Origin of the sequence: Aeromonas sp. s7(2024) (assembly GCF_040907825.1) — a bacterium.
In the GTDB taxonomy this organism is placed as follows: domain Bacteria; phylum Pseudomonadota; class Gammaproteobacteria; order Enterobacterales; family Aeromonadaceae; genus Aeromonas; species Aeromonas veronii.
Genome location: NZ_JBFOCM010000038.1, coordinates 58,465 through 83,865, shown reverse-complemented (window position 1 = coordinate 83,865; position 25,401 = coordinate 58,465). Strand labels below are relative to the sequence as shown.

Here is a 25,401-nt window from a genome sequence, read left to right as displayed (position 1 = left end):
TCTATGATCCAGATCTGTTGTTATGCGCGAATGTACTGCAATTCTGCTAGGCAGATCACAAAGGCAAGAGTACAATTAGCGCCCAATTTTACCCGGTGATTGAGGCGAGAATGTTAGAGAATTTACGCAATATTGCGATTATTGCGCACGTTGACCACGGCAAAACGACTCTGGTTGATAAGCTGCTGCAGCAGTCCGGCACCCTGGACCGCTCCACGGAAGGCCAGGAACGGATCATGGACTCCAATGATCTGGAACGGGAACGTGGCATCACCATTCTCGCCAAGAACACTGCGATCCGCTGGAATGACTACCGCATCAACATCGTTGATACCCCGGGTCACGCCGACTTCGGTGGTGAAGTAGAGCGCGTACTGTCCATGGTTGACTCCGTGCTGCTGCTGGTTGACGCCGTAGACGGCCCGATGCCGCAAACCCGTTTCGTGACCCAGAAGGCGTTTGCTCAGGGTCTGAAACCGATCGTGGTCATCAACAAGGTTGACCGTCCGGGTGCTCGTCCTGACTGGGTAATGGATCAGGTATTCGACCTGTTCGACAACCTGGGCGCGACTGACGAACAGCTGGATTTCAAAGTTGTTTACGCCTCTGCACTGAACGGTTGGGCCACCATGGATCAGGACGTCGAGTCCGAGAACATGGAACCGCTGTTCCAGGCTATCGTTGACAACGTTGAAGCGCCGAAGGCTGATGCCGAAGGTGGTTTCCAGATGCAGATCTCCCAGCTGGACTACAACTCCTACGTGGGCGTTATCGGTATCGGCCGTATCACCCGTGGTCGCGTCAAGACCAACCAGCAAGTCACCATCGTTGGTGCTGACGGCAAGACCCGTAACGGTAAAGTCGGTCAGGTGCTGGGTTACCTGGGTCTGTCCCGTACTGAAGTTACCGACGCGCAAGCGGGTGACATCATCGCTATCACCGGTCTGGGCGAGCTGAAAATCTCCGACACCATCTGTGACAACGGTGCCGTTGAAGCGCTGCCGCCGCTCTCCGTTGACGAGCCGACCGTGAACATGACCTTCCAGGTCAACACCTCACCGTTCGCCGGTAAAGAGGGCAAGTTCGTGACCTCCCGTAACATTCTGGAGCGTCTGAACCAGGAGCTGGTCCACAACGTGGCTCTGCGTGTGGAAGAGACCGATGATCCGGACAAGTTCCGTGTATCCGGTCGTGGTGAACTGCACCTATCCATCCTGATCGAAAACATGCGTCGCGAAGGTTACGAGCTGGCGGTATCCCGTCCGGAAGTAATCCTGCGTACCGTTGATGGTGTTCTGCAAGAACCGTTCGAAACCGTAACTGTGGACGTTGAAGAAGCGCACCAGGGTTCCGTGATGGAGCAACTGGGTCTGCGTAAGGGCGAAATGACCAACATGACGCCGGATGGCAAGGGTCGTGTCCGTCTGGACTTCATGATCCCGAGCCGTGGCCTGATCGGTTTCCAGACCGAGTTCATGACCATGACCTCAGGTACCGGTCTGCTCTACCACACCTTCGACCACTACGGTCCGCACAAGGGTGGCAGCATCGGCGAACGTCAGAATGGCGTGCTGATCTCCAACGCAACCGGTAAGGCTCTGACCTACGCCCTGTTCGGTCTGCAAGACCGCGGTCGTCTGTTCATCGGTCACGCGACCGAAGTGTACGAAGGCCAGGTGATCGGTATCCACTCCCGTTCCAACGACCTGACTGTTAACTGCCTGAAAGGCAAACAGCTGACCAACATGCGTGCCTCCGGTACCGACGAAGCTCAAGTGCTGACTCCGCCGATCCGCATGACTCTGGAACAGGCTCTCGAGTTCATCGACAACGACGAACTGGTAGAAGTGACTCCGAAGAACATCCGTATCCGCAAGAAATTGCTGACCGAGCTGGATCGCAAGCGCTCTGGCCGTGGTTAATGCTATGTGCTGAGTCTCGGCAGCCCTTGCGGCCGCTGACGGTTCACTGATAAACGGACCCAAACCTCTGGTTTGGGTCCGTTTTTTTATGCCAGTGATCCGCTCTGGCCATCCTGATGAGCTCGTTCAGGCTATCAGCAATGGATGATGAGTGGGCTGATAAGCGGCGAACGAAAGTCGTGGGGATGGGTGAGATAAAAAGCCGCAGCGGGTGAACGCTGCGGCTTTTTGCTGGCTTGCAGTGAGGGATTACTGGCGCCAGAAGGAGGGGAAGAAGAGCACGGCGACCGTCAGGATCTCCAGTCGTCCCAGCAGCATGCCGAATGACAAAAGCCATTTGGCCGAATCCGGCAGGCTGGCAAAGTTGGTGCTGGGGCCGACCACCGGGCCCATACCCGGGCCGACGTTGGCGACAGCGGTGATGGAGCTGGAGATAGCCGTCAGGGGGTCAAGCCCGATGGCGCCCAACAGTGCGGCTATCACCAGAATGATGGCGAAGTAGGCCAGCACGAATGAGATCATCGAGCGGATGATGGCGTCATTGACCATCCGGCCGTTGTACTTCTGCGGGAAGACAGCAGAAGGGTGCATCAGTTGGCGCATCTGCTTTCTGAACAGGGCGAATGCCACCTGTACCCGGAAGATCTTGAGGCCGCCCGCAGTGGAGCCGGAGCAGGCCCCAAGAGCCAGCAGCACGATGAAGACGATGCTGGCGAGCGGCCCCCAGGTGCCAAAGTCACCAAGGCCGTAGCCGGTGGTGGTGAGCACCGAGACGATGTTGAAGCAGCTGATGCGCAGGGCATCCCAGAAGCCGAACAGGTCTCTCTCCCACAGATAGAAGGTCATGATGACGGTAACCCACACCACCAGCCAGAAGAAGCCGCGCACCTGGGCATCCTTGAACAGGCTGTTGTCCCTGTGGTTGAGGCTCTGCACATAGAGCAGGAAGGGCAGGCCGCCGAGGAACATGAACAGGGTGCCAATCCAGTGTGCCGAGTTGGAGAAGTGGGACATGGATTGATCGGAGGTGGAGTAGCCGCCGGTACTGAGAGTGGTCATGGCGTGGTTTATCGCCTCGAACATGTTCATGCCGCTGGCCCAGTAGGCCATGAAGCAGAGCATGGAGAGCACCAGATAGACCACGACGATGTTGTTGGCGACCGTCTTGGCACGCGGGGCGCTTTTGTCTGACCAGTCCGAGCTCTCGGTCTGGAACAGCTTCATGCCTCCGACGTTGAGGTAGGGCAACACGGCAACTGCCATCACGATAAAGCCGACCCCCCCCAGCCACTGCAGGATGGAACGCCACAACAGGATGCTGTGGGCCATGTTGTCGAGGCCGGAGAGCACGGTAGAGCCCGTGGTGGTCACCCCCGACATGGTCTCGAAGTAGGCGTCGGTAAAGTTGATGTGGGTGATGAAGACAAAGGGCAGCGCCCCGAAGATACAGGCCACCACCCAGACCGAGGTGGTGAGCAGGAACATCTCCCGCACCCCCAGATGAAACTCCGCCTTGCGACCGTAGTGGAGGCAGAGCAGGGCGGCGCCGTGGGTGATCAGCACGGACTTGAGAAACTCGACAAATCCCTCTGACCCGGTAAGCAGTGCCAGCAAGGTGGGCAGCCACATGAAGAGCGCCAGCTTGGAGAGCACCAGCCCGAGGGTGAAGATAATGGGACGCAGCTTGATCATGTTCGATAACCTGGTCGTTGATTAACAAAAGACCCGGACCATCCCCTTGGGGGAGCTGAGCCGGGTCTGGTTTGACAGCCTGTGCGCATGAAGACGTTACAGGAAGAAGGGGCTTGGCTGGAACAGCCGCTCCACTTCCGGGATGTACTTCTTGTCCACCAGGAACATGACCACGTGGTCATCCTGCTGGATCTTGGTGCGATCGTGGGCGATCAGTACCTCATCCCCGCGCACTACGGCACCGATAGTAGTGCCCGGCGGCAGCTTGAGCTCACCTACCGTCTTGCCGACCACCTTGGAGGTGTTCTCGTCACCGTGGGCAATCGCCTCGATCGCCTCGGCAGCGCCGCGGCGCAGACTGTACACGTTGGCGATATCGGCCCGGCGCACGTGGGTCAACAGCGCCGAGATGGTGGCCTGCTGGGGCGAGATAGCGATATCGATGGAGCCACCCTGCACCAGATCGACGTAGGCGCCGCGCTGGATCAGCACCATGGTCTTCTTGGCGCCCATCTTCTTGGCGAGCAGCGCCGACATGATGTTGGCCTCATCCTCGTTGGTCACGGCGATGAAGACGTCGATTTGATCGATATGCTCCTCGGCCAGCAGCTCCTGATCCGCTGCATCGCCGCAGAAGACGATGGTGTTCTCCAGCAGTTCGGAGAGCTGCTCCGCCCGCTTCTGGTTGCGCTCGATAAGCTTGACGCTGTAGCGCTTCTCCAGCTGGCGGGCGAGACCGGCGCCGATGTTGCCACCACCGACGATCATAATGCGGCGGTAGGGGCTCTCTAGGCGCTGCAGCTCCGACATCACGGCACGGATATGGCCCGCGGCGGCAACGAAGAAGACCTCGTCATCCGCTTCGATGATGGTGGTGCCTTGCGGGCGGATCGGGCGGCCCTGACGGAAGATGGCCGCTACCCGAGTTTCGATGTTGGGCATGTGCTCGCGCAGGGTGGAGAGGGCATTGCCCACCAGCGGGCCCCCGTAGTAGGCCTTGACCGCCACCAGACCGACGCGGCCACCTGCAAAATCAACCACTTGCAGGGCACCCGGGTATTCGATCAGGCGACGTACATAGTCGGTCACCAACTGCTCCGGCGCGATCAGGTGATCCACCGGCACCGATTCCGGCAGGAACAGGCGATCTCGCTCGGTCAGATAGGCCGGCGAGCGGATCCGTGCCACCTTGTTCGGGGTGTTGAACAGGGAGTAGGCCACCTGACAGGCGATCATGTTGGTCTCGTCACTGTTGGTGACGGCGACCAGCATGTCGGCATCCTGAGCCCCCGCTTCGCGCAGCACCTTGGGGTGTGCGCCGTGACCGTTGACCACCCGCAGGTCAAACTTGTCCTGCAGTTCGCGCAGGCGTTCGCTGTCGGTGTCGACGATGGTGATGTCGTTGTTCTCCCCGGCCAGGTTCTCGGCCAGGGTGCCGCCGACCTGGCCGGCTCCCAAAATGATGATTTTCATAGGGAACGTCTACTCACGTTGAGGCTGTAAAGGGGAGCGCCAGAACGGAGCTGGCGGCTCTCCCGAATGAGGTTTGTCATGCCCGACTCAGAGCTTGACCAGTTTGGCGTAGTAGAAGCCATCCATCTCGGCTTCACCCGGCAGGAACTGGCGACCCGGGCAGTCCGGGGTGTCCTGTTCGTGCAACGGTACCAATTTGGCATCTTTGGTCGCGGCAAGGAAGGCGCGGATCTGTTCGCGGTTCTCTTCTGGCAGGACGGAGCAGGTGGCGTAGAGCAGGGTGCCGCCGCTTTTCAGCTTGCCCCAGAGGGCATTGAGAATGCGGCGCTGCAGCTCGGCCAGCTCGCGAATGTCCTGATCACGGCGCAGCCACTTGATGTCTGGGTGGCGGCGGATGACGCCGGTGGCGGAGCAGGGGGCATCCAGCAGGATGCGGTCGAACTGACCCTCCGGCCACCACTGTTCCGGTGCCGCGGCATCGCCATGGATCACCTTGGCGGTCAGGCCGATGCGGTCCAGGTTCTCCTGCACCCGCTTGAGGCGGTTTTCGTCGGCATCGACGGCAACCACGCCAGCCAGCTTGGGCTGACGCTCCAGCAGGTGGGCGGTCTTGCCGCCGGGAGCCGCGCAGGCATCCAGCACCCACTCGCCCGGTTGCGGGTCGAGCAGTGCCGCAGCCTGTTGTGCGGCACCATCCTGTACCGAGCAGTCCCCCACTTCGAAGCCGGGCAGCTTGGTCACATCGCAAGGACGCTCCAGCAGGATGCAATCCTCGCCCTCTTCACCGGCCACCGCATTGATGCCGGCTTCGGCCATGCGAGCCAGCATCTGCTCGCGGCTTTGGCGCTGGCTGTTGTTGCGGATCCACATGGGAGGGCGCTGGTTGTTCGCCTCCATGATGAATTCCCACTCATCGTGATAGGCCTGACGCAGGCGCTTGGTGAGCCACTCCGGATGACCGAGGCGAATGCTGGGAACGCGGTCGATACGCAGCAGAATGACTTCGGCGCTGCGCTGGAAGTTGCGCAGCACGCCGTTGATGAGGCCACGCAGGGAGGTGCCCTTGAGCAGTTTGACGGCGTTGACGGTCTCGGCCACCGCGGCGTGAGCCGGAATGCGGGTGTAGATGAGCTGATAGAGACCGACCAGGATGAGGTAGTGGAAAATGCGGCTCTTGTTTTTGAGCGGCTTGTCCATCATCTCGTTGACTGCCGCATCGAGGCGGGGCAGCCAGCGCAGGGTGCCGTAGCAGAGTTCTTGCAGGAGAGCGCGATCGCGAGGTGCAACCTTCTCCTGGGCAGCAGGCAGAACAGCGGAGAGGGATTGACCCTGATCCAGCACCTGTTGAATAACGAGAGCGGCCTGTGCACGTGTTTTCATAGAGTTACCTTAGATGCGCAAGTCGGGGCCTGGGCCCCGCTTGTGTCAATTCAATCCAGTTCAATTCAATTGCGTGCCGGGTTCAAACCAGTCGCGGCGAGAGTTGAGCAGATCCGAAACGGACATCGCTTTCTTGCCGGGCGGTTGCAGGGTCAGCAGGCGCAGTACCCCTTTGCCGGTAGCGATATCGATCCCCTGCTTGTCGGCCTTGAGCAGGGTGCCGGCGGGTTGGCCGTGGTCGCTGTCGATGACGGCGGCTTGCCATACCTTGACTGTCTGGTCAGCCACTTCAAACCAGCTGATGGGCCAAGGGTTGAACGAGCGGATGCAGCGTTCTATGGCAACAGCCTCCATCGACCAGTCGATGCGGGCCTCTTCCTTGGAGAGCTTTTCGGCATAGTTTGCCTGCGCATCATCTTGTGCCTCGGCAGCGGTTTCACCGGCGGCCATGGCATTGATGGTGTCGACCAGTGCCTGCGGGCCCAGCTCGGCCAGTTTGTCATAGAGGCTGGCGGAGGTCTCGTCGGCGGCGATGGGGCAGCTTACCTTGCGGATCATGGCGCCGGTATCCAGTCCCACATCCATCTGCATGATGGTGACGCCGGTTTCGGCATCGCCCGCCCAGATAGAGCGCTGGATCGGTGCGGCACCGCGCCAGCGGGGCAACAGGGAGCCATGGACGTTGATGCAGCCCAGCCGCGGGGTATCGAGTACCACCTTGGGCAGGATCAGGCCATAGGCCACCACCACCATCAGGTCGGCGCCAAGTGCGGCCAGTTCGGCTTGCGCCTCTTCCTTGCGCAGAGAGGCAGGTTGGTAAACCGGCAGGTTGTGGGCCAGTGCCAGCTCTTTGACCGGGCTGGCGGTGAGCTTCTGGCCACGGCCAGCGGGCTTGTCAGGCTGGGTATAAACGGCAACGACCTCGTGGTCGGAAGACAACAACGCCGCCAGGTGACGGGCGGCGAAGTCGGGAGTACCGGCAAAAATCAGTTTCAGCTTATTCAATGGGGCAGATCCTCAGAGGACTTTGCGATCTTCACGGGCCATCTTTTCCAGCTTCTGGCGAATGCGCTGGCGCTTGAGCGGGGACAAGTAATCCACAAACAGCTTGCCGACCAGATGATCCATCTCATGCTGGATGCAGATGGCGAGCAGATCGTCGGCTTCCAGCTCGAACGGCTTGCCGTTGCGATCCAGGGCGCGGATTTTGATCTGTTCGGCGCGAGGCACCAGAGCACGGCTGCCGGGCACGGAGAGGCAACCCTCTTCAATGCCGGTGCTGCCGCACTGCTCGATGACCTCCGGATTGATCAATACCAGAGGATCTTCACGGTTTTCAGAGACATCGATCACTATGATGCGCTGGTGAATGTCGACCTGAGTCGCGGCCAGGCCAATGCCTTCCTCCGCGTACATGGTTTCGAACATATCATCTACAATCTGTTGTAACTCGGGTGTAAAGGTCTCGACAGGGGCTGCAACGGTGCGCAAGCGCTCATCGGGAAAACGCAATACATCTAGAATGGCCATAGTTTTTTCTTTAGTTTCGTATAAATGCAGTCAATATTGGCGTAATTCTAGTCATTTACGCCGACAAAAAACAGCAACACTTTGCGTACAGAAGTAACAGGGAGTGTTATGTATCTGAAGCAAACCATCCTCGCCTGCCTGCTGGTGACAGTGAGTCAGGCAGCACTGGCCGATCAGCTGAGGCTGAAAGCGGGTTACCCCGAAAGCTATGTAGTGCAAAAAGGCGACACCCTGTGGGATATCTCCGGCAAGTATCTTTCCGAACCCTGGCTCTGGCCCCGTCTCTGGAACATCAATCCGCAGATAGCCAATCCTCACTGGATCTACCCCGGTGATGTACTGCATCTGAGCTGGGTCAATGGTGAACCCCGGCTCGGCAAGGCGATGCAGGGTAGCAAGCAAGTTATCCGTCTCGGCCCGAAAACCCGTTACGAAAACAAAGCCAACCCCATTCCGACGCTGCCTATCAGCGAGATCGGCCCCTTCCTGCAAACCGACCATATTCTGGCTGACAGCCAGCAGCAGAAAACCTTGCCTTATCTGCTGGGGGCGGATCAGAAACATATCGGCATGCTGGAGGGGGACACCCTCTATGTGCAGGGTTCCCTGACTCCGGGGCAGGTTTATGGCATTTATCACCCCGGAGTGGTCTACAAGGATCGCGAAACTGGTGAACTGCTGGGCCAGGAGGCGATCTTTGCCGGTGTGGTGCGGGCCGTTGCGCGTCTGGATGGCGATCGGACCGAGGTGATGCTGACTCATAACCAGCGCGAAGTGCTGCAGGGCGACAAGGTGATGCCGCTGCCCGCTCAGGAGAACATGCCCGCCGTCTTCACACCGAAAGCGGCACCTGCCATCACGCCGGGCTATATCATCGATTTGCCGAACAAGACCCGGGGCGGTGGCAAGTTTGATGTGGTGCTGATCAACCGGGGTGGCCGCGATCAACTGGTCGCCGGGGATGTACTGGATGTCAGACGGCCCGGTGCTGCTCTGGTCACCAAGAATGGCGATGTACAGTACAAGGAACTCTCGTCGGTTTTTAACCGGGTGTTTTACAGCAGTAACAAGAAGGCACCACTGCCCTCTGAAGCGATTGCCCGTGTCATGTTGTTCAAGGTGTATGACAAGCTGAGTTACGGTCTCATCATGCAGAGTAACGACATGGTGAGTGCGGGCTATCAGGTCACTCACTTCTGACGTGAACTACCCCGACGCGCGTCTGGCGCTTTGGCTAACTCTCGATGCGGTCACCGGTATCGGTCCGGTGACCGCTGCACGTCTGTTGGAACGGGCTGGGGGAAGTATTGAGGCCCTGTTTCAGAACGATGAAGCGCAACTGCATGGTATGGGGTTGTCGTCAGAGCAGATCAAACAACTGCGCTGGCCCTCGCCGGTGGTTGAGCAGAGCCTCGCTTGGGCTGCTTTGCCTGACAATCTCCTTATTCCGCAAGATCACCCGGTTTATCCACCCTTGTTACGGGAAATTCCCGCGGCCCCCCTGTTGCTCTACTGTCGTGGAGATCTTGCTGCGCTGTCGCTACCCCAGCTGGCAATGGTGGGGACACGCCATCCTACCTATGCAGGCAAAGATAATGCCTCCCGCCTTTGTAGCGAGCTGGTTGGATGCGGGTTAGCCATCACCTCGGGCCTTGCGCTCGGTATCGATGGTGTTTGCCATCAGCAGGCGCTGGCTGGTGGCGGTATCACCCTTGCCGTGTTGGGTTCCGGGCTGGATTGCCTCTACCCCAAACGCCATCAGGGGCTGGCAGGCCAGATTCTGGAGAGTGGTGGTTTGCTTATCTCCGAGCTGGCGCCGGATAAAGGGCCGCTGGCTGAACATTTTCCTCGTCGCAACCGTATTATCAGTGGTCTGTCGCTGGGAACTCTGGTGGTGGAGGCGACCGAGCAGAGCGGTTCGCTGATCACCGCCCGCTATGCGCTTGAACAGGGGCACGAAGTGTTTGCAGTGCCCGGCGCCCCGCAAAACGCCCAGGCGATAGGGTGCAACAGATTAATTCAGCAGGGGGCCAAACTTGTGCTGAGTGCGGCCGATATAGTGGAAGAGCTGCCAGAGTGGGTCGCACGGCCACATTCGTCGGTCATACCATCTGAGCAACCGCATAATAGCGAATTGCCTTATGCCGATTTGTTGGATAACGTAGATTATGAGACCACGAGCGTGGATACCGTTGCCGAGCGGGCCCAGCTTCCTGTCGAAGTGGTATTGGGCAGGTTGGTAGAGCTGGAGCTGGCCGGTGCAGTGATGGCGGTAGCCGGTGGATACGTCAGAGCGAGGAGGGCGAATCATGTTTGATGTATTGATGTACCTTTTCGAGACCTACATCCACAGCGATGCAGATGTGATGGTCGAGCAGGATGAGCTCACCGACGAGTTGAGCCGGGCCGGTTTCGATAAAGAAGAGATCGACAAGGCACTCGACTGGCTGGAGCGATTGGCCAATCTGCACGATAGCGAGCGGGAGGTTTATGTCACCGCCAGTGCGCAAGGCTCGATGCGTATCTATGCTCCGCAAGAGCTGGCACGCCTCAGCACCGAGTGCCGAGGCTTCCTGCTCTTTCTGGAACAGGCCCAGGTGCTGAATGCCGAAACCCGTGAGATCTGTATCGAGCGCCTGCTCGAGTTGGACAAGCCGGATATCGAGCTGGATGACCTGAAGTGGGTCGTCATGATGGTGCTGTTCAACGTACCGGGCAGTGAAAATGCCTACCAGCAGATGGAAGAGCTGGTGTTTGATGAGTCAGACGGCGTCATTCACTGACAGTCCGGTGCCGCGCTGGTAGAATTCAGGCCATCTGGATTTCAAGGCGCGGCCCATGTCAAAAATCGATCATCACCTCTTTTCAGCCCACGAACATGCCTTCGAGCGCGAGCCGTGCCCGCAGTGCGGGGCCGAGCTGGTGATCCGCCAGGGCAAACATGGCCCCTTTCTCGGCTGTTCTGCCTATCCTGCCTGTGATTACATACGCTCCCTGACGCCATCCGGCCGCGACATCGAAAAGGTGCTCGAAGGCTCTGCCTGTCCCGATTGCGGAGAGCCGCTGGCGATCAAGAAGGGGCGTTACGGCTTGTTTGTCGGCTGCACCCAGTATCCGGCCTGTCAGCACATCGAATCCCTGCAGGAGAGCGATGATACCCAGATCCTCTGCCCCGAGTGCGGCAAGGGTCATCTGGTGAGCCGCACCTCCCGCTACGGCAAGCAGTTTTACTCCTGTGATGGCTATCCACACTGCAAATATGTGGTGAACGACAAGCCGATCCCCATGCCTTGTCCCGCGTGTGGTTGGGGCATCATGGTAGAGAAAAAAGTGAGGGGAACTCTGCGTTGGGTCTGTCCGCAAAAGAAATGCGGCCACCAAAGTGAGCAGGTATAATCCCGCCGCCGCAACCGGATTGAAACGTTTTCGGTGAACTTCAACCCCCCACTTGGAGTAAGGAAATTCCCACCATGAATAAACCCTTTGTTGCCGTATTGATGGGCTCTGATTCTGATTTCCCCGTGATGCAGACTACCCTCGAGGTGCTCAAGTCATTTGATATCGCAGTGGAAGTCAAAGTCACCTCCGCGCACCGCACGCCGGCTGCGACCCATCAGTATGTGACCGATGCCGAGGCCCGTGGCTGCAAGGTCTTTATCTGTGCTGCCGGTCTGGCGGCGCATCTGGCGGGTGCCGTAGCCGGCATCACGACTCGTCCCGTGATCGGGGTGCCCATCGACGGTGGTCCGCTCAAGGGGCTGGATGCGCTACTCTCCACCGTGCAGATGCCGGGTGGTGTACCGGTGGCGACCGTGGCGATCGGCAAAGCCGGTGCCAAGAACGCAGGTTATCTGGCAGCCCAGATGCTGGCAGTAGCCGATGATGAACTGGCGGCCAAGGTTCGGGCCGAACGCCAGAAGAATGCCGAAGAGGTGATGGCCAAGGATGCCGCCCTGCAGGCTCAACTCAAGTAAGTGAATAGGTGGCGATCCGGATGTGTCGTATTTTCCTGTGCAACAGCAACACGTCACTTTGCCATGGTCGCCACCATACGGATTCAACTTGCTACTAAGTGACGAGGCGGCAGCCAGGCTGCCGCATTTTTCCTATGCCAAATGAATTTGAACAGGCGGTTGCCGCCCTCCAGCAGGAAGGGGTGATTGCTTATGCGACCGAGGCCGTGTTTGGTCTGGGATGTGATCCCGACTCCGAAGTTGCGGTGCAGCGACTGCTGGCCATCAAGCAGCGTCCGGTAGAGAAGGGGTTGATCCTGATTGCTGCCGACATGGCACAGCTGCAGGACTACATCGATCTGAGCCAACTTAGCGGTGAGCAACTGGCTCGGGTTGAAGCCAGCTGGCCCGGTCCTTTTACCTGGATCATGCCTGCCCGTGCAACGACGCCGGCCTGGCTGACCGGGCAGTTCGAGACACTGGCGGTGCGCGTGACGGCTCATCCTCAGGTACAGGCGTTGTGCCGTGCCTTTGGCAAGCCGCTGGTCTCTACCAGCGCCAACCTGACCGGTGAGGATCCTGCCCGTCGAGTGGCCGATATCGGTGAGCGGCTGGCAAGCAAGTTAGCCTATATCCTGCCCGGTGAAGTGGGTGGTCAAGCTAACCCATCCGAGATCAAGGACGCCCGAACCGGCGCCATTATTCGCCCCTCCTGAGCAGGCGGATACGTCATGATTTGCTATCAATCCGCTGAGCGGTGAGCTCATCGGATTGATTTAACTATAAAAATGGACAGGGCGTTCACGATCCTGCCTGACTGGAGACAAGATGAGCAAACCGGATGTGGCCCAGGTCAAGGCCTTCCTGTTGCAGTTGCAGGACGAGATCTGCCGTGGTCTGGAGCAGGCCGATGGCAGTGGACACTTTGTGGAAGATGCCTGGAGCCGTGAAGGCGGTGGTGGCGGACGCACCCGCGTGCTGCGCTACGGCGCGGTGATCGAGCAGGGGGGCGTCAACTTCTCCCATGTCTATGGCGATGCCATGCCTGCCTCTGCTACGGCCCATCGGCCAGAGTTGGCCGGTCGCAAGTTCGAGGCGATGGGCGTGTCGCTGGTGATCCATCCGCACAACCCCTATGTGCCTACCAGCCACGCCAACGTCCGTTTCTTCATCGCCGAGAAAGAGGGTGAAGAGCCCATTTGGTGGTTTGGCGGTGGCTTCGATTTGACGCCCTTCTACCCGTTTGCCGAGGATGTGCAGCACTGGCATCAGGTCTCCCGTGATCTCTGCCAGCCCTTTGGTGATGAGATCTACCCCGAGTTCAAATCCTGGTGCGATCGCTACTTCTTCCTCAAACACCGCAACGAGACGCGAGGGGTGGGCGGTCTCTTCTTCGACGATCTTAATCGCTGGCCTTTTGCCGACTGCTTTGCCTTTATGCGGGCGGTAGGTCGGGGTTATCTCGATGCCTACCTGCCGATCATCGAGCGACGCAAGGCAGTGCCCTATGGCGAGCGGGAGCGGGAGTTCCAGCTCTATCGTCGCGGCCGTTATGTGGAGTTCAATCTGGTGTATGACCGTGGCACCCTGTTCGGGTTGCAGACCGGCGGACGTACCGAGTCGATCCTGATGTCGATGCCACCGTTGGCACGTTGGGAGTATGACTGGCAGCCGGAGGCGGGCACTCCTGAAGCCTTGCTCTACACCGATTACCTCACGCCGCGAGAATGGCTGTGACCCGAGGGACCATGATGGTCCCTTTTTACTGGCCGTTATTCGGCTTGTTCCCGAGAGTGAAAACCCGTTAAATCGGAATATTGCCCTCTGATGGAACTCTTTGATGGATCGTTATCTGGTTTTTGGCCACCCGGTGCGCCACAGCAAGTCCCCCTTCATTCACACCCTGTTTGCCAGACAAACCCAGCAAGAGCTGAAGTATGGGCTGGCTGAACCCGCCGTCGACGAGTTTGCCCAAGCCCTGCGCACCTTCTTTGACCAAGGGGGCAAGGGATGCAATGTCACCGTTCCCTTCAAGGAGCAGGCATTCACTCTGGTCGATCGCTTGAGCCCAAGGGCCAAACGGGCGGGCGCGGTCAATACCATCAAGCTGACCGATGATGGCGTGTTGCTGGGGGATAATACCGATGGCGCCGGTCTGGTCGCCGATCTCAAATCCCATGGTGTGACGCTGGCGGATAGCAGGATCCTGCTGCTGGGTGCCGGTGGCGCGGCTCGTGGGGCATTGGCGCCGCTGCTGGCAGAGCTGCCGAGCGAGCTGGTGATCGCCAACCGCACCCACAAAAAAGCGCAACAGTTGGCTGCCGAATTCCACGATCTGGGGCCTGTGACTGCCCAGATCTATGAGCAGTTGGCAGGGTCATTCGATCTCGTCATCAACTCTACCTCCGCCAGCCTGCAAGGAGCGCTGCCGCCGTTGGCCCCTGCCTTGATCCACACTGATATTGCCATCTATGACATGATGTATGGCGCCTCGGATACGGCGTTTATCAGTTGGGCCAAACAGCATGGGGCCCGTCAAACCATGGATGGACTCGGCATGCTGGTGGAACAGGCCGCCGAAGCGTTTACCGTGTGGCGCGGAATTCGTCCCGGGACTAAACAGGTATTGAGAGAGTTGAAGCGTAACTTGGGGGTGATATGAACCAGGGTATTCTGTTTCCCGACCTGATGGAGTGGCAGGCTGACGAACAGCGGGTGCGTTTTCCTGCCCAGCAGATGGGGGCGCTGATAGATTGTTACATCAGCCAGCGGCGACTGGAGAGAATGACAGGTCTGGCGCTGACGAGGGAGGATGACATCGTCAGAGCCTTCGAAAGTGTACGTTTTGATATTGAAGATATGGCTGAAAAACTCATTGAAGAACAAGAGTTTGCTGAGGATGGCGCTATCTACCTCTGATTTTTCAAAGTTTTTTTGTTTTGTAGCAGAACTACTTTGAAATGGCGCTGACTAACTAGATAGTTGAGGAAGTGCTAGCTAGTCACCTTTATAACTCCCCGGTATTCGTACTGGGGATTTTTTTATCTGCATGAAAGTAAAGGGTTTTTTCTTAATCTGTAAGTTGTGAAACTAAATTACATAAATTACTTTCACTTTCTGCTGCTTTGCTGTACAGTTGTCTGCGTAGGGTACAGAGGTAAGATGTTCTATCTTTCAGACCTTTTATTTCACGTAATTGAATGTGGCTGAATAGCTGCCCCGATGAGGTTCTCGTCGGGGTGTTTTTTTATGCGTGTCATTTAGAGTAAATGCTTTAAATTGGCGATGCATTTGATAGAATGAGGCTGCTTCTTGAGGAATACCTGTCGTCTGGTACTCAAGATTCAGCTTCTTCCCAATTTTTTGAACTTATTTTTTCAGGCTGGATGGCATCACTGTCGTCCGGCCTCATTTTTATCCCTTTCGATTAGGTCTTGTAATTAAATTTCATCTTTGTCTCTTTTTGTAATTCTGGTTCGTTTTGAAAGAACGAATTTGAAAACGTTCTCAACGCCTTTAGAGGTTAATTCCTCTCGTGAATTAACTGCCTATCTATATGAACTGTAAGCGGTAATGGATATAGCAGGGGAGGCGAATGCTGGGTGTTTGTCGTGAGGCAGGTGAAAGCGGCAATCTGAAACCCTTTCAATCAGCGGAGGAGTGCTCCGCCAATTGCAAGGAGAGCGAGGAGTAGATTACTCCTCGGCAGGTTGCTGCTCGTCAGCGTTCAGCAGGTCGGTATCGTCACCACTGACGTACCATTCGGTCAGGGTTTGCGCCAGCTTCTCCACACCGATATTGGTGAGAGAGGAGAATGCTTCGACCTGGATCTGGGAACCAAGGTTGGCAACGGCCTGGCGCACCTTGATCACCTGGTTGTTACGCGGGCCGGGGCTCAGTTTGTCAGCCTTGGTCAGCAGCAGCATGACTGGCAACTGACGATGCGAGCTCCACTCCAGCATGTTCATGTCGGTATCTTTGAGCGGGTGGCGGATGTCCATCAGGATCACCAGGCCTTTCAATGACTCACGGCGCTGCAGATACTCTGCTAGTGACTTTTGCCACTTGAGCTTCATTTCGAGCGGAACTTGCGCATAACCATAACCCGGCAAGTCGACCAGACGCTTGCCCGGTTCCAGCTCAAACAGGTTGATCAGCTGGGTACGACCGGGTGTCTTACTGGTGCGCGCCAGGTTCTTGTGTTTGGTTAAGGTGTTCAATGCAGATGACTTACCGGCGTTGGAACGGCCGGCAAACGCGATCTCGACACCCCCATCATTTGGCAGGTGACGGATGTCGGGTGCGCTGGTCACAAAATGCACCTTATTGAAATTCAGAGTTTGTGTATCCAACGTAAATTCCCCATGGAGATAGAGGGTTATAGAGTTACTTTTTTGTAAAATGGTGTAAAATAGCGTCGCTTAAACGCGTTTATTTTAACATGCCTTCAGCGGCATGGGATCTGGAAGCCTAATAACGAAAAGTTGGAACGCCATGAAGAACCTAGTCATTACTCTTGCTCTGATGGTTGGCGTAACGGGGATGGCACAAGCCAAGGGCGATGCCGCTGCGGGACAGACCAAGGCTGCCGTTTGTGCGGCTTGTCATGGACCGGACGGAAACAGCCTGGTTGATATGTACCCCAAAATTGCTGGTCAGCACGCATCATATATCAAAAAGCAGTTAGTTGAACTGAAGGCTGCCGCTTCTGGTCAAATTGGCCGGGTTGCGCCAGTGATGGGGCCGATGGCGTTACCTTTGTCGGAACAGGACATGGATGACCTGGCGGCTTATTTCTCCAGCCTGAAGGTTACCCCTATCGCTGTCCCTGACGACGTGGTCGAAGCGGGCAAGGCACTCTATATGGGTGGTGACATGAGTCGTGGTCTGGCAGCTTGTACGGCTTGCCATGGTCCCCGTGGCTCGGGTGTCGAGCAGGCGAAGTATCCAAACCTGTCCGGCCAGCATCCTGCCTATATCAAAGCTCAGCTCACCGCATTCCGTGCCGGCACGCGTGACAACGATCCGAATGGCATGATGCGGGATGTTGCCAAGAAACTGACTGATCAGGATATCGAAGCCCTCTCCAAATATGTGGCGGGTCTGCACTGATATAGTCGATACGGTCGATTTGAGTTGAAACGGGGAGCTTGGGCTCCCCGTTGTTTTTATGGCTTTCAGATAATTCTCGGTTTAATCCCCCCGTTCTGTAAGAGATCTCCCATTCTCAAGGCAGGCCAAGGCTCATAAAATTGCATAAAATATTAAATAATCATTATTTATCAATGAATTATATGAATATTGATATTTTTCGACATGTTGAGAATGTTTTGAGTGGATTGAGCCGCTTTATAGAGTTGGTACAGTAGGCTTAATGGATTCACCCACGGATTGGGTGGCGGTTTCACGACAGGGTGTTGTGAGCAGAGGATGGCTGGCGTGGCGGGATGCCATGGGCTCGGATGAGCTGGCAAAGGATTGAAGGATCAGGATGGTGACCATCTCCGGAGCGGGATGGGGTTGCGGGATGCAGACTCCCCGGCACGATGGCAGGATGCGGTCGAGACGGGTCAAACAGGCACACGCACATTCAGGAACGACCAATATAAGGTCAGGATGACCACACAACGATATGATGCGGCGACAAGTTGTCAAGGAGAGGACGAAACAGATTGTTTTGCCATTCAGGATGGCGCACGCATGAACATATCAAGGCAGCTTCGGCTGCCTTTTTTCTTTTGGGTCATTAACCCGATCAGCCATTCTGTGTCAAAATACCAGCAACATGCCCAGAGGATACCGATCCTGCGGTGTTCAGTGGCCTGATTGGGCCTGATTGGTGCGGGATCCTGCTCTTGTTCCAGCCTTACTGTTCCTCGCATCGTATCCCACCGGGTGAGATCATCCCGGGTACGGGTCAAACCAGTTATTTTCGGAGTTAGCCATTCATGTCTGCCAAACAACCCACTCGCAAGCCTACTGGCAAGCGCAAAGAATCTGATGTCAGTGCTCAGGAAGGCCGTGAGCGTAAACGGGCTGCCAAGCGCAAGGGCCTGAAGGCTGGTTCTCGTCAGCAAGTTGAACAGCCGAAGAGCAAGTCTGGCAACAGCCAGTCCAAAGATCCGCGTATCGGTTCCCGCAAGCCGGTAGTACTGGTGGTTGATGACAAACAGAAGAAGCCGGCAGCACCCAAGGCGGTGAAAGAGAAGAAGCTGGTGATGACGCCCGAGCAGGAGCTGGCTTCCATCGAAAACGATGACCGCTTGAATGATCTGCTGGATCGTCTTGATGCCGGTGAAACCCTGGAAGCGGCCGAGCAGGCCTGGGTTGATCAGCGTGTCGACCGTTATCAGGAGCTGATGGATGAACTGGGCATCATCGACAACGACGATGATGAAGATGACGAGCTGCCGTTTGATGATGGCGATGACGCCGAGTTCGACGAGCAGAAACCAGCCTCCGAAGAGGAGTTGTGGGACCGTTTCAACCAGGTTGATTTCAAGCCGGAACCCAAGCCTGAGCCGAAGAAAAAGTGATGAGTGGATGGATGCTGGCCGCCCTGTTGGGCGGCCTGATTTTGTCAGGATTGGCCATCTATGCAGGCATGCTGCTGGCCAGATTGAGGCGACAGCAAGCGATGCAGTGGCAGGCTATAACTGCTCGCAATGAGCGAATTCTGGAGAGCGTACGGGTCATTGCCCATGCGGTGCAGGAGGGGCAGTGCGATTACTCCGAAGGCGCCATTCGGCTGACCAATCTGCTGGATGCGTTGCAGATCAAGGGGGGGCGAGCGTTCGTTGCCGAGTTCCCGGGTCTGTACCGGCTGTATGAGAAGGTGAAAGATATGCCGACTCATGAGGCCAGACGCGCCCTCAAGCGCAATGAAGTGATGAAGATGGATCTCGAACGCAGCGGCTACGAGGCCGAGCTGGAGGCTCAGATCCTCAAGGATGTGGCCCAGCTGAAGGATTTTCAGTTAGGTCGGTGAGCCAACAATAACAACAAGAGAGGAAGCGAGCGTGCAAGCAGAACAGATTGTGTGGGATCAGGCCCTGATCGGAAAATATAACTACAGTGGCCCGCGATACACCTCTTATCCCACTGCGCTGGAGTTCAACGAGAGCTTCGGCTATCCGGATTTTGTCCGCGCAGCCGGCCAGTATCCCGAGCGCAATCTGTCGCTCTACGTGCACATCCCTTTCTGTCACAAGCTCTGCTACTACTGCGGCTGCAACAAGGTCATTACCCGTCATCAGCACAAGGCTGACGAGTATCTCGACTACCTGGAGAAGGAGATCAAGGCGCAAGCCCCGTTCTTCAAGCATCGTCTGGTTACCCAGCTGCACTGGGGTGGCGGTACACCCACCTATCTGGATGAAGCGCAAACGCGCCGTCTGATGGCCATGCTGCGTGAGCACTTCCATTTCGCCGAAGAGGGGGAGTTCAGCATCGAGGTCGATCCGCGCGAGATTGCCATTACCATGCTGGATGTGCTGCGAGATGTCGGCTTCAACCGCATCAGCCTCGGGGTGCAGGACTTCAACAAGGATGTACAGGTCGCAGTCAACCGCGAGCAGGACAACGACTTTATTAAAGCCATGTTGGAACGGGCCCGTGAACTAGGCTTCCGCTCGACCAACCTCGACCTTATCTATGGCCTGCCGCATCAGGATCGTGCCAGTTTCCACCATACGCTGGAAGAAGTGCTCAAGACGGATCCGGCGCGCCTCTCCATCTTCAACTATGCCCATCTGCCGAGTCGCTTTGCTGCCCAGCGCAAGTTGAAAGAGGTGGATATGCCTGCGCCGCAGGAGAAGCTGGCCATGCTGCAGGACACCATCGCCTTCCTGACCGGTCAGGGTTACCAGTTCATCGGTATGGACCATTTTGCCAAACCCGATGACGAGCTGGCAGTGGCGCAGCGCGAGGGCAAGTTGCACCGCAACTTCCAGGGCTATACCACTCAAGGTGATTGCGATCTGCTGGGGCTGGGTGTCTCCTCCATCAGCATGATCGGTGATACCTACTCCCAGAACCAGAAAGAGCTCAAGACCTATTACGCACAGGTTGCAGAGCTGGGTCATGCCCAGTGGAAAGGCTGCTCGCTCAATCAGGATGACCTGATCCGCCGTGAGGTGATCAAGCGGCTCATCTGTGATTTCCGTCTGAACTTTGCCACTGTCGAACAGGCGCACGGGCTCAATTTCAGAGAGTATTTTGCCGACGATCTCAAGCTGCTGCAGACCTTCATCAACGATGGATTGGTGCGTATGACGGAGGATGGTCTGGAGGTCTCCTCCACCGGGCAGCTGCTGATCCGCAATATCTGCATGTGTTTCGACGTGTACTTGCGCAACAAGGCGCGTCAGCAGCAGTTCTCTCGCGTGATATAAGCTTGTTTGCCGATTAGAAAACAGAGAAGGGCGCCATTGTGGCGCCCCTTTCATATGTATTTTTGCTTAAGCAGCGGGTCGGGAAGGTTCTGGTAAGAAGTCTCTGCGCTGAGGCAAGCAATTGAGAGCCAAGCAAGGGGACGGTGAAATGCAGATAAAAAGATGGGGGCGACTTGCGTCGCCCCCGGTAGTCGTATCGCTCAGATCCTTGAACGAAGTTGCTCCCTGCAATCCCTGACGGTTTACCTCTTCCTTTAGGTTTCCCCTTCCCAATCCTTTGGGGTGTCCTTTAGCCATCTTGGCCTGACGAGTCATCCTGTCCCGTCGCACTTTCTCCGTCCTGGGAGGTGTCCTTTACCACATCCTGTGGTTAGTCCATTTACCCAACCCTGGCAGCCAGTCTTCCTGACCGACTTCATTGCGTCCGTGCATGAGTAACTATAAGGATTTTCTAACCGGCTACAACGCCAGATTGGAAAACGTTTTTGTCATTAGCTATTTCGAAAGTGGTGAGTTTCGATTTATTCATTTATAAACAACTAGTTAAGTTTATCCTCTTCATGTTTTAAGATCTTATCTTCCGATTATCTCGGGGATCTTTTCGGCTGTTGGCTTACATCTGTAATGGCAGATCTCTTACACGGCGTTTTGGTTGCTTCAGAAACAGATTTTGCCGTCTGATGATGGTCATTCAGGGTGAGTTGGCGAGGCAGACAAAGAGCGGCTGAATGGAGAAATTATGAGCGCTGGTTGAGTCGCTCATAGATGGTCTGGCGCTCCTCAGGAGTCAGCGAAGAGAAGTAGTGGGTAAAGAGGCGCAGCAACAGGGACTTGTTCATGCCGTCTTGCTGGGTCAGATTACCCAGCTCGTCGATGGCCACCGTGCTCATGGAGAAGGTGGCTTTTTTGTAGCTGGGCTTCAGGTGCTCACCACTCTCGATAAAGGCCAGCGCCGACAAGGCTTCGTCACGATGCAGGCCCAGTTCAAGGCTGACCACTTTGGGTTTGCCCTTGGCGTAGAACTCCGCATCTTCGATAAATTCGTCGACGGTGAACTTCTTCTGGTGATGCAGCTGGTGCTTTTTCTTCAGATCGGCCAGACCCATCTCACACCCCCACTTGCAGGAACTCTTTGGCGATGGCCCGGATCTCTTCGGCGGATTTGCCATCCGGCTCGATCTCCATCACCGACAGTCCCTTCTCTTCGCTGTCGTCATAGACATTGCGGCCGTAGGTGATGGCGTTCAGGACGTCGACACCGAACGAGGAGCAAACCTCTTTCGCTTCCAGAATGCGTTTTACCTGATTGGGCAGGGCGGGGCACTGGGTCAGCACTACGGCTGCATTGAGGGTCGGGTTGACCATCTTGCAGGTGGTGATGAGATCTTCCATGTGGGGCAGGGTCTTGAGGTCGCGACGTTTCGGGCGCAAGGGGATCAGGGCGTGGGTGGCGACAGCCATGGTAGAGCGCAGCGCCCGGTTGTCTTGTCCGCCACAGTCTACGATGACGTAGTCGTAGCGGTTTTTCAGGCTGAGCAGGTCGTTGCGAATATTGCCATAGAGCTGTACGCAGTTGATTTGTGGCAGCTCCGGATTGTCATTGCGCTCCTGAATCCAGTCAGAGGTGGTGCGCTGCGGGTCGCAGTCGACCAGTAACACCTCCCCCTGAAATTGGGATCTGAGGTAGACCGCCAGATTTTGTGCCAGGCAGCTCTTGCCACTCCCCCCCTTCTCTCCACCGACCAACAAGATCATGACGTTCCCCTATCCATGAGAAAACCGCTGATTTCAGTATAGGAGGGGCCTGTCTCATCACAAGGCGAGAGGAGTGATGCTCCTCTCGTTGTTTCGACTAGTAATGAACGCTGCCTCCCTGCCAGCGGCAGACATAGTCAGGCACCAGCATTTGAGGGGCCTTGTCGACATGGCATACCACCATGGGCATGGCAGGTGCTCCTTCAGCCTGACTGAGGGTGGGGAGCGCAGAGAGCAGCAAAGTCGCGAGCAACAGCATGGGTTTCATCTTCATAACAACTCCTTGGTAGTGCCATTCCTGTGTGATCTGGATCACTTTCTGAGTTAAGTCGAGGTTGGCGCCAGCGCAAGGTGAGACGAATAAATTCAATTAATGAAAAAAGTATCAAAAGGCGTTGTGGTGACCGACGAGGATGGCTGCCCACCTCGATGCGGACTTTGTGCATATTAAGTTGAACCGAACAAAGAGGTGGTGACTTATGAGGCCTGGTCTGATGGGGTTGGCATCAATGCCATGATCTGGAACAAGAAAAAATTTATGCAGTGAATGTGGTCGATGTGAGTATTTATTTCTCCCGCGTTCCTCCCGTCACGGCGATGTATTCAATACATATGGAGTAATATTCAAATTCTATTTGTAAAGCTATTTATAATTATGATTTTTAACAGTTTTTGTTATTTGCATTTAATCACCCCAGTGAACTGGCATGAATAAAAAATGAATCAACCTGAAATATAGCAGGGTGGTTTTGCATGGTTATTCGGTGCGATTTGTTTGGAAAATGCGCAATTTGCTACCGGGGTCATAGAATGGATGGTGAATATATTCAGTTCTGAGTGAATGTGATCAATGTCTAAGTTTGTCGTGATTCGCAGGGCTAACCTCGGTCTCGAAAGGCAAGGGCAGGATAGAACATAAGCCGATTACCCTACACAAAGAATATCCCGCCTTAGCCACGAGCATGAATAGAAGGAATCTATTCAATCACTCGCAGGGACCACTGCTAGACGGAATATAATCATGAGCAAATTTTATGTAGGTTCTGAAGTTGGCCAATTGCGCCGTGTCATGTTGCACCGCCCCAACCTCAGTCTGAAGCGTCTGACTCCTTCCAACTGCCAGGATCTGCTGTTCGATGACGTCCTGTCTGTTGAACGTGCCGGTCAGGAGCACGACAAATTCGCTCAGGTACTGCGCGATCAGAATGTCGAAGTTTTCCTGCTGACCAATCTGCTGGCGGAAACCCTGGATGTGCCGGAAGCCAAAACCTGGCTGCTGCAACATCAGGTCTCCGACTACCGCCTCGGCTCTTCTTTTGCCAACGACGTGCGCTGCTTCCTGGCTGACATGCCGCACCGCGAACTGGCCCGCATTCTCTCCGGTGGCCTGACTTACTCCGAGATGCCCTACAGCGGCATCAACATGGTAGTGGGCATGCACGCTCCGACCGATTTCATCATCGAGCCGCTGCCCAACCACCTCTTTACCCGTGACACCTCCTGCTGGGTTTATGGTGGCGTCTCCATCAACCCGATGGCCAAGCCGGCTCGTCGCCGCGAAACCAACCATGTGAAGGCTATCTATCGCTGGCACCCGATGTTTGCCGGTCAGGACTTCATCAAGTACTTCGGTGACGAGGAGCGTGACTACGACAACTCCACCATCGAGGGTGGCGACGTACTGGTTATCGGCCGCGGCGCCGTGCTGATCGGCATGTCCGAGCGCACCACCCCGCAAGGTGTCGAGCACCTGGCTCGCAGCCTGTTCAAACACGGTCAGGCCAAACAGGTCATCGCCATGGAATTGCCGAAACACCGCAGCTGCATGCACCTGGATACCGTCATGACCCATATGGATGTCGATACCTTCTCCGTCTATCCGGAAGTGATCCGCAAGGATGTGCAGTGCTGGAGCCTGACTCCGGGCGGCGCCACCGGCATGAACATCAAGGAAGAGGGTTACTTCGTCACTGCTATCGAGAAAGCACTGGGCGTGGATCAGCTGAAGATCATCACCACTGGCGGTGACAGCTTCGAAGCCGAACGCGAGCAGTGGAACGACGCCAACAACGTGTTGACCGTGCGTCCCGGCGTGGTGGTGGGTTACGAGCGCAATACCTACACCAACGAGAAGTATGACAAAGCCGGTATCACAGTTCTCTCCATTCCGGGTGATGAACTGGGCCGTGGCCGCGGCGGCGCCCGCTGCATGAGCTGCCCGATGGAACGCGACAGCATCTGATGAGACGGCGTGGCGCCGGCAGAAGCTGGCGCCACACAGAACCAAACTCGAGATTAACCACTATGAAAAAACCAACTGTCGTCGTCGCTCTGGGTGGCAATGCACTGCTCCGTCGTGGTGAGCCACTGGAAGCGGATATCCAGCGCAAGAACATCGCAACTGCCGCCAAGACCATCGCCCTCATCGCTCAGGAGTACAACGTGGTGCTGGTGCATGGCAACGGCCCGCAAGTCGGCCTGCTGGCCCTGCAAAACAGCGCCTACACCAAGGTATCCCCCTATCCGCTGGATGTGCTGGGTGCCGAGTCCCAGGGCATGATCGGCTACATGCTGATCCAGGAGCTGAAAAACCTGATGCCGAGCCGCAACGTCACCGCGCTGCTGACTCAGGTGCAGGTCGATCCCAAGGATCCGGCGTTTGCCAATCCGACCAAATTTATCGGCCCCGTCTACGAAGAGGCTGAAGCCCGCACCCTGGCAGAAGAGAAGCACTGGGTGGTCAAGGCTGACGGCAAGTTCTTCCGCCGTGTAGTGCCATCCCCGCTGCCCCAGCGCATCGTCGAAGGCGACGCCATCGAAACTCTGATTGCCCAGGGCCACCTCATCATCTGTACCGGTGGCGGCGGCATCCCTGTGACTTGGGATGGTCAGAGCCTGACCGGTATCGAAGCCGTCATCGACAAGGACATGTCTGCCGCTTATTTGGCCAAGCAGATCAAGGCCGACGCCCTGCTGATCCTGACCGATGCCGATGCCGTCTATCTGGATTGGGGCAAGCCGACCCAGCGCCCGCTGCGAGTCACCAGCCCGGACGAGCTGGACGGGGTCAAGTTCGATGCAGGTTCCATGGGACCGAAAGTCGAAGCCTCTTGTGAATTTGTCAAAGCGACCGGCGGCATGGTCGGCATCGGCTCGCTGGAAGATGGTCTCGCCATCCTAAAGGGTGAAGCCGGCACCAATATCGTCGCCACCCGCACCGTACATGCGTAATTACCGATATCTGTACTGAGAATGCGTAGTCAACACTACTGCCCGAACTGGTCTGAAACATATATAGAGAGA

Annotated in this window: 25 protein-coding genes; 16 read left to right on the top strand and 9 right to left on the bottom strand. The window is 56.5% G+C overall.

The annotated features are described in order from the left end of the window. Window positions 1-110: 110 nt before the first annotated feature. Complete coding sequence (gene typA / locus AB5Y73_RS18330; protein WP_005339679.1) at window positions 111-1,922, top strand: translational GTPase TypA; 1,812 nt, start codon at window positions 111-113, stop codon at window positions 1,920-1,922. Window positions 1,923-2,171: 249 nt separating this feature from the next. Here typA and AB5Y73_RS18325 read toward each other — a convergent pair whose 3' ends face one another. The 5 genes from AB5Y73_RS18325 to def all read right to left on the bottom strand — a co-directional run bounded on the left by AB5Y73_RS18325 (window position 2,172) and on the right by def (window position 7,997). Continuing rightward, window positions 2,172-3,614 carry a TrkH family potassium uptake protein gene (locus tag AB5Y73_RS18325; RefSeq protein ID WP_107683205.1) on the bottom strand — a complete coding sequence of 481 codons (1,443 nt, stop codon included), beginning with the start codon at window positions 3,612-3,614 and terminating at the stop codon, window positions 2,172-2,174. 96 nt (window positions 3,615-3,710) lie between these two features. Next, window positions 3,711-5,087 (bottom strand): Trk system potassium transporter TrkA, encoded by a 1,377-nt coding sequence (gene trkA / locus AB5Y73_RS18320; protein ID WP_005339689.1) that lies wholly within the window; start codon window positions 5,085-5,087, stop codon window positions 3,711-3,713. A gap of 87 nt (window positions 5,088-5,174) precedes the next feature. Further along, window positions 5,175-6,467, bottom strand: a complete 1,293-nt coding sequence (gene rsmB, locus AB5Y73_RS18315) for a 16S rRNA (cytosine(967)-C(5))-methyltransferase RsmB (protein WP_107683206.1) — start codon at window positions 6,465-6,467, stop codon at window positions 5,175-5,177. 60 nt (window positions 6,468-6,527) lie between these two features. Further along, complete coding sequence (fmt, locus tag AB5Y73_RS18310) at window positions 6,528-7,472, bottom strand: methionyl-tRNA formyltransferase (protein WP_107683207.1); 945 nt, start codon at window positions 7,470-7,472, stop codon at window positions 6,528-6,530. A 12-nt stretch (window positions 7,473-7,484) separates the two neighbouring features. Then, window positions 7,485-7,997 carry a peptide deformylase gene (gene def / locus AB5Y73_RS18305; RefSeq protein ID WP_005357510.1) on the bottom strand — a complete coding sequence of 171 codons (513 nt, stop codon included), beginning with the start codon at window positions 7,995-7,997 and terminating at the stop codon, window positions 7,485-7,487. A 108-nt stretch (window positions 7,998-8,105) separates the two neighbouring features. Between def and AB5Y73_RS18300 the strand changes: the two genes are divergently transcribed. From AB5Y73_RS18300 to AB5Y73_RS18260, 9 genes are all read left to right on the top strand, one after another. Further along, the gene (locus tag AB5Y73_RS18300; protein ID WP_107683208.1) at window positions 8,106-9,197 is read left to right on the top strand and encodes a LysM peptidoglycan-binding domain-containing protein; all 1,092 of its coding nucleotides are present in this window, start codon (window positions 8,106-8,108) and stop codon (window positions 9,195-9,197) included. 1 nt (window position 9,198) lies between these two features. Beyond that, on the top strand, window positions 9,199-10,314 hold the full coding sequence (gene dprA / locus AB5Y73_RS18295) for a DNA-processing protein DprA (protein WP_181497667.1): 1,116 nt from the start codon (window positions 9,199-9,201) through the stop codon (window positions 10,312-10,314). Continuing rightward, the gene (locus AB5Y73_RS18290) at window positions 10,307-10,780 is read left to right on the top strand and encodes a DUF494 family protein (RefSeq protein ID WP_005339699.1); all 474 of its coding nucleotides are present in this window, start codon (window positions 10,307-10,309) and stop codon (window positions 10,778-10,780) included. Before dprA ends, AB5Y73_RS18290 begins: the two co-directional genes overlap by 8 nt. A 55-nt stretch (window positions 10,781-10,835) precedes the next feature. Continuing rightward, window positions 10,836-11,393 (top strand): type I DNA topoisomerase, encoded by a 558-nt coding sequence (locus AB5Y73_RS18285; RefSeq protein ID WP_005339702.1) that lies wholly within the window; start codon window positions 10,836-10,838, stop codon window positions 11,391-11,393. A gap of 74 nt (window positions 11,394-11,467) precedes the next feature. Beyond that, the gene (gene purE / locus AB5Y73_RS18280) at window positions 11,468-11,971 is read left to right on the top strand and encodes a 5-(carboxyamino)imidazole ribonucleotide mutase (protein ID WP_005339704.1); all 504 of its coding nucleotides are present in this window, start codon (window positions 11,468-11,470) and stop codon (window positions 11,969-11,971) included. Window positions 11,972-12,105: 134 nt separating this feature from the next. Then, on the top strand, window positions 12,106-12,666 hold the full coding sequence (locus tag AB5Y73_RS18275; protein WP_107683210.1) for a Sua5/YciO/YrdC/YwlC family protein: 561 nt from the start codon (window positions 12,106-12,108) through the stop codon (window positions 12,664-12,666). 112 nt (window positions 12,667-12,778) lie between these two features. Continuing rightward, window positions 12,779-13,687 (top strand): oxygen-dependent coproporphyrinogen oxidase, encoded by a 909-nt coding sequence (hemF, locus tag AB5Y73_RS18270; RefSeq protein WP_107683211.1) that lies wholly within the window; start codon window positions 12,779-12,781, stop codon window positions 13,685-13,687. Between the two features lie 103 nt (window positions 13,688-13,790). Further along, the gene (aroE, locus tag AB5Y73_RS18265; RefSeq protein ID WP_107683212.1) at window positions 13,791-14,612 is read left to right on the top strand and encodes a shikimate dehydrogenase; all 822 of its coding nucleotides are present in this window, start codon (window positions 13,791-13,793) and stop codon (window positions 14,610-14,612) included. Then, entirely contained in the window at window positions 14,609-14,869 is a 261-nt protein-coding gene (locus tag AB5Y73_RS18260; RefSeq protein WP_019445781.1) for a DUF1488 domain-containing protein, read from the top strand. The genes aroE and AB5Y73_RS18260 overlap by 4 nt, the downstream gene beginning before the upstream one ends. A 776-nt stretch (window positions 14,870-15,645) precedes the next feature. On the opposite strand, the gene yihA is transcribed toward AB5Y73_RS18260, so the two are convergent. Next, on the bottom strand, window positions 15,646-16,302 hold the full coding sequence (gene yihA, locus AB5Y73_RS18255; RefSeq protein ID WP_005339709.1) for a ribosome biogenesis GTP-binding protein YihA/YsxC: 657 nt from the start codon (window positions 16,300-16,302) through the stop codon (window positions 15,646-15,648). A 142-nt stretch (window positions 16,303-16,444) separates the two neighbouring features. Here yihA and AB5Y73_RS18250 point away from each other — a divergent pair, with 142 nt between their 5' ends. The 4 genes from AB5Y73_RS18250 (at window position 16,445) to hemN (ending at window position 20,343) form a co-directional block, all read left to right on the top strand. Further along, on the top strand, window positions 16,445-17,062 hold the full coding sequence (locus AB5Y73_RS18250; RefSeq protein WP_005339710.1) for a cytochrome c: 618 nt from the start codon (window positions 16,445-16,447) through the stop codon (window positions 17,060-17,062). An 836-nt stretch (window positions 17,063-17,898) separates the two neighbouring features. Further along, entirely contained in the window at window positions 17,899-18,486 is a 588-nt protein-coding gene (gene yihI, locus AB5Y73_RS18245) for a Der GTPase-activating protein YihI (RefSeq protein WP_047438995.1), read from the top strand. A gap of 11 nt (window positions 18,487-18,497) precedes the next feature. Beyond that, the gene (locus AB5Y73_RS18240) at window positions 18,498-18,938 is read left to right on the top strand and encodes a DUF2489 domain-containing protein (RefSeq protein ID WP_107683214.1); all 441 of its coding nucleotides are present in this window, start codon (window positions 18,498-18,500) and stop codon (window positions 18,936-18,938) included. A gap of 31 nt (window positions 18,939-18,969) precedes the next feature. Beyond that, window positions 18,970-20,343: an oxygen-independent coproporphyrinogen III oxidase gene (gene hemN / locus AB5Y73_RS18235; RefSeq protein ID WP_107683215.1), complete on the top strand. Its 1,374-nt coding sequence runs from the start codon at window positions 18,970-18,972 to the stop codon at window positions 20,341-20,343. Window positions 20,344-21,080: 737 nt separating this feature from the next. On the opposite strand, the gene AB5Y73_RS18230 is transcribed toward hemN, so the two are convergent. From AB5Y73_RS18230 to AB5Y73_RS18220, 3 genes are all read right to left on the bottom strand, one after another. Continuing rightward, a complete protein-coding gene (locus tag AB5Y73_RS18230; RefSeq protein WP_005339715.1) occupies window positions 21,081-21,449 on the bottom strand; it encodes a hypothetical protein in 369 nt (122 codons plus the stop codon). A 1-nt stretch (window position 21,450) separates the two neighbouring features. After that, the gene (locus AB5Y73_RS18225) at window positions 21,451-22,098 is read right to left on the bottom strand and encodes an AAA family ATPase (RefSeq protein ID WP_005339716.1); all 648 of its coding nucleotides are present in this window, start codon (window positions 22,096-22,098) and stop codon (window positions 21,451-21,453) included. 97 nt (window positions 22,099-22,195) lie between these two features. Continuing rightward, window positions 22,196-22,372 carry a hypothetical protein gene (locus AB5Y73_RS18220; RefSeq protein WP_005339717.1) on the bottom strand — a complete coding sequence of 59 codons (177 nt, stop codon included), beginning with the start codon at window positions 22,370-22,372 and terminating at the stop codon, window positions 22,196-22,198. Between the two features lie 747 nt (window positions 22,373-23,119). On the opposite strand from AB5Y73_RS18220, the gene arcA reads away from it, so the two are divergent. Beyond that, a complete protein-coding gene (gene arcA / locus AB5Y73_RS18215; protein ID WP_107683216.1) occupies window positions 23,120-24,340 on the top strand; it encodes an arginine deiminase in 1,221 nt (406 codons plus the stop codon). A gap of 62 nt (window positions 24,341-24,402) precedes the next feature. After that, complete coding sequence (gene arcC, locus AB5Y73_RS18210) at window positions 24,403-25,329, top strand: carbamate kinase (RefSeq protein ID WP_107683217.1); 927 nt, start codon at window positions 24,403-24,405, stop codon at window positions 25,327-25,329. The last annotated feature ends 72 nt before the right edge of the window (window positions 25,330-25,401 follow it).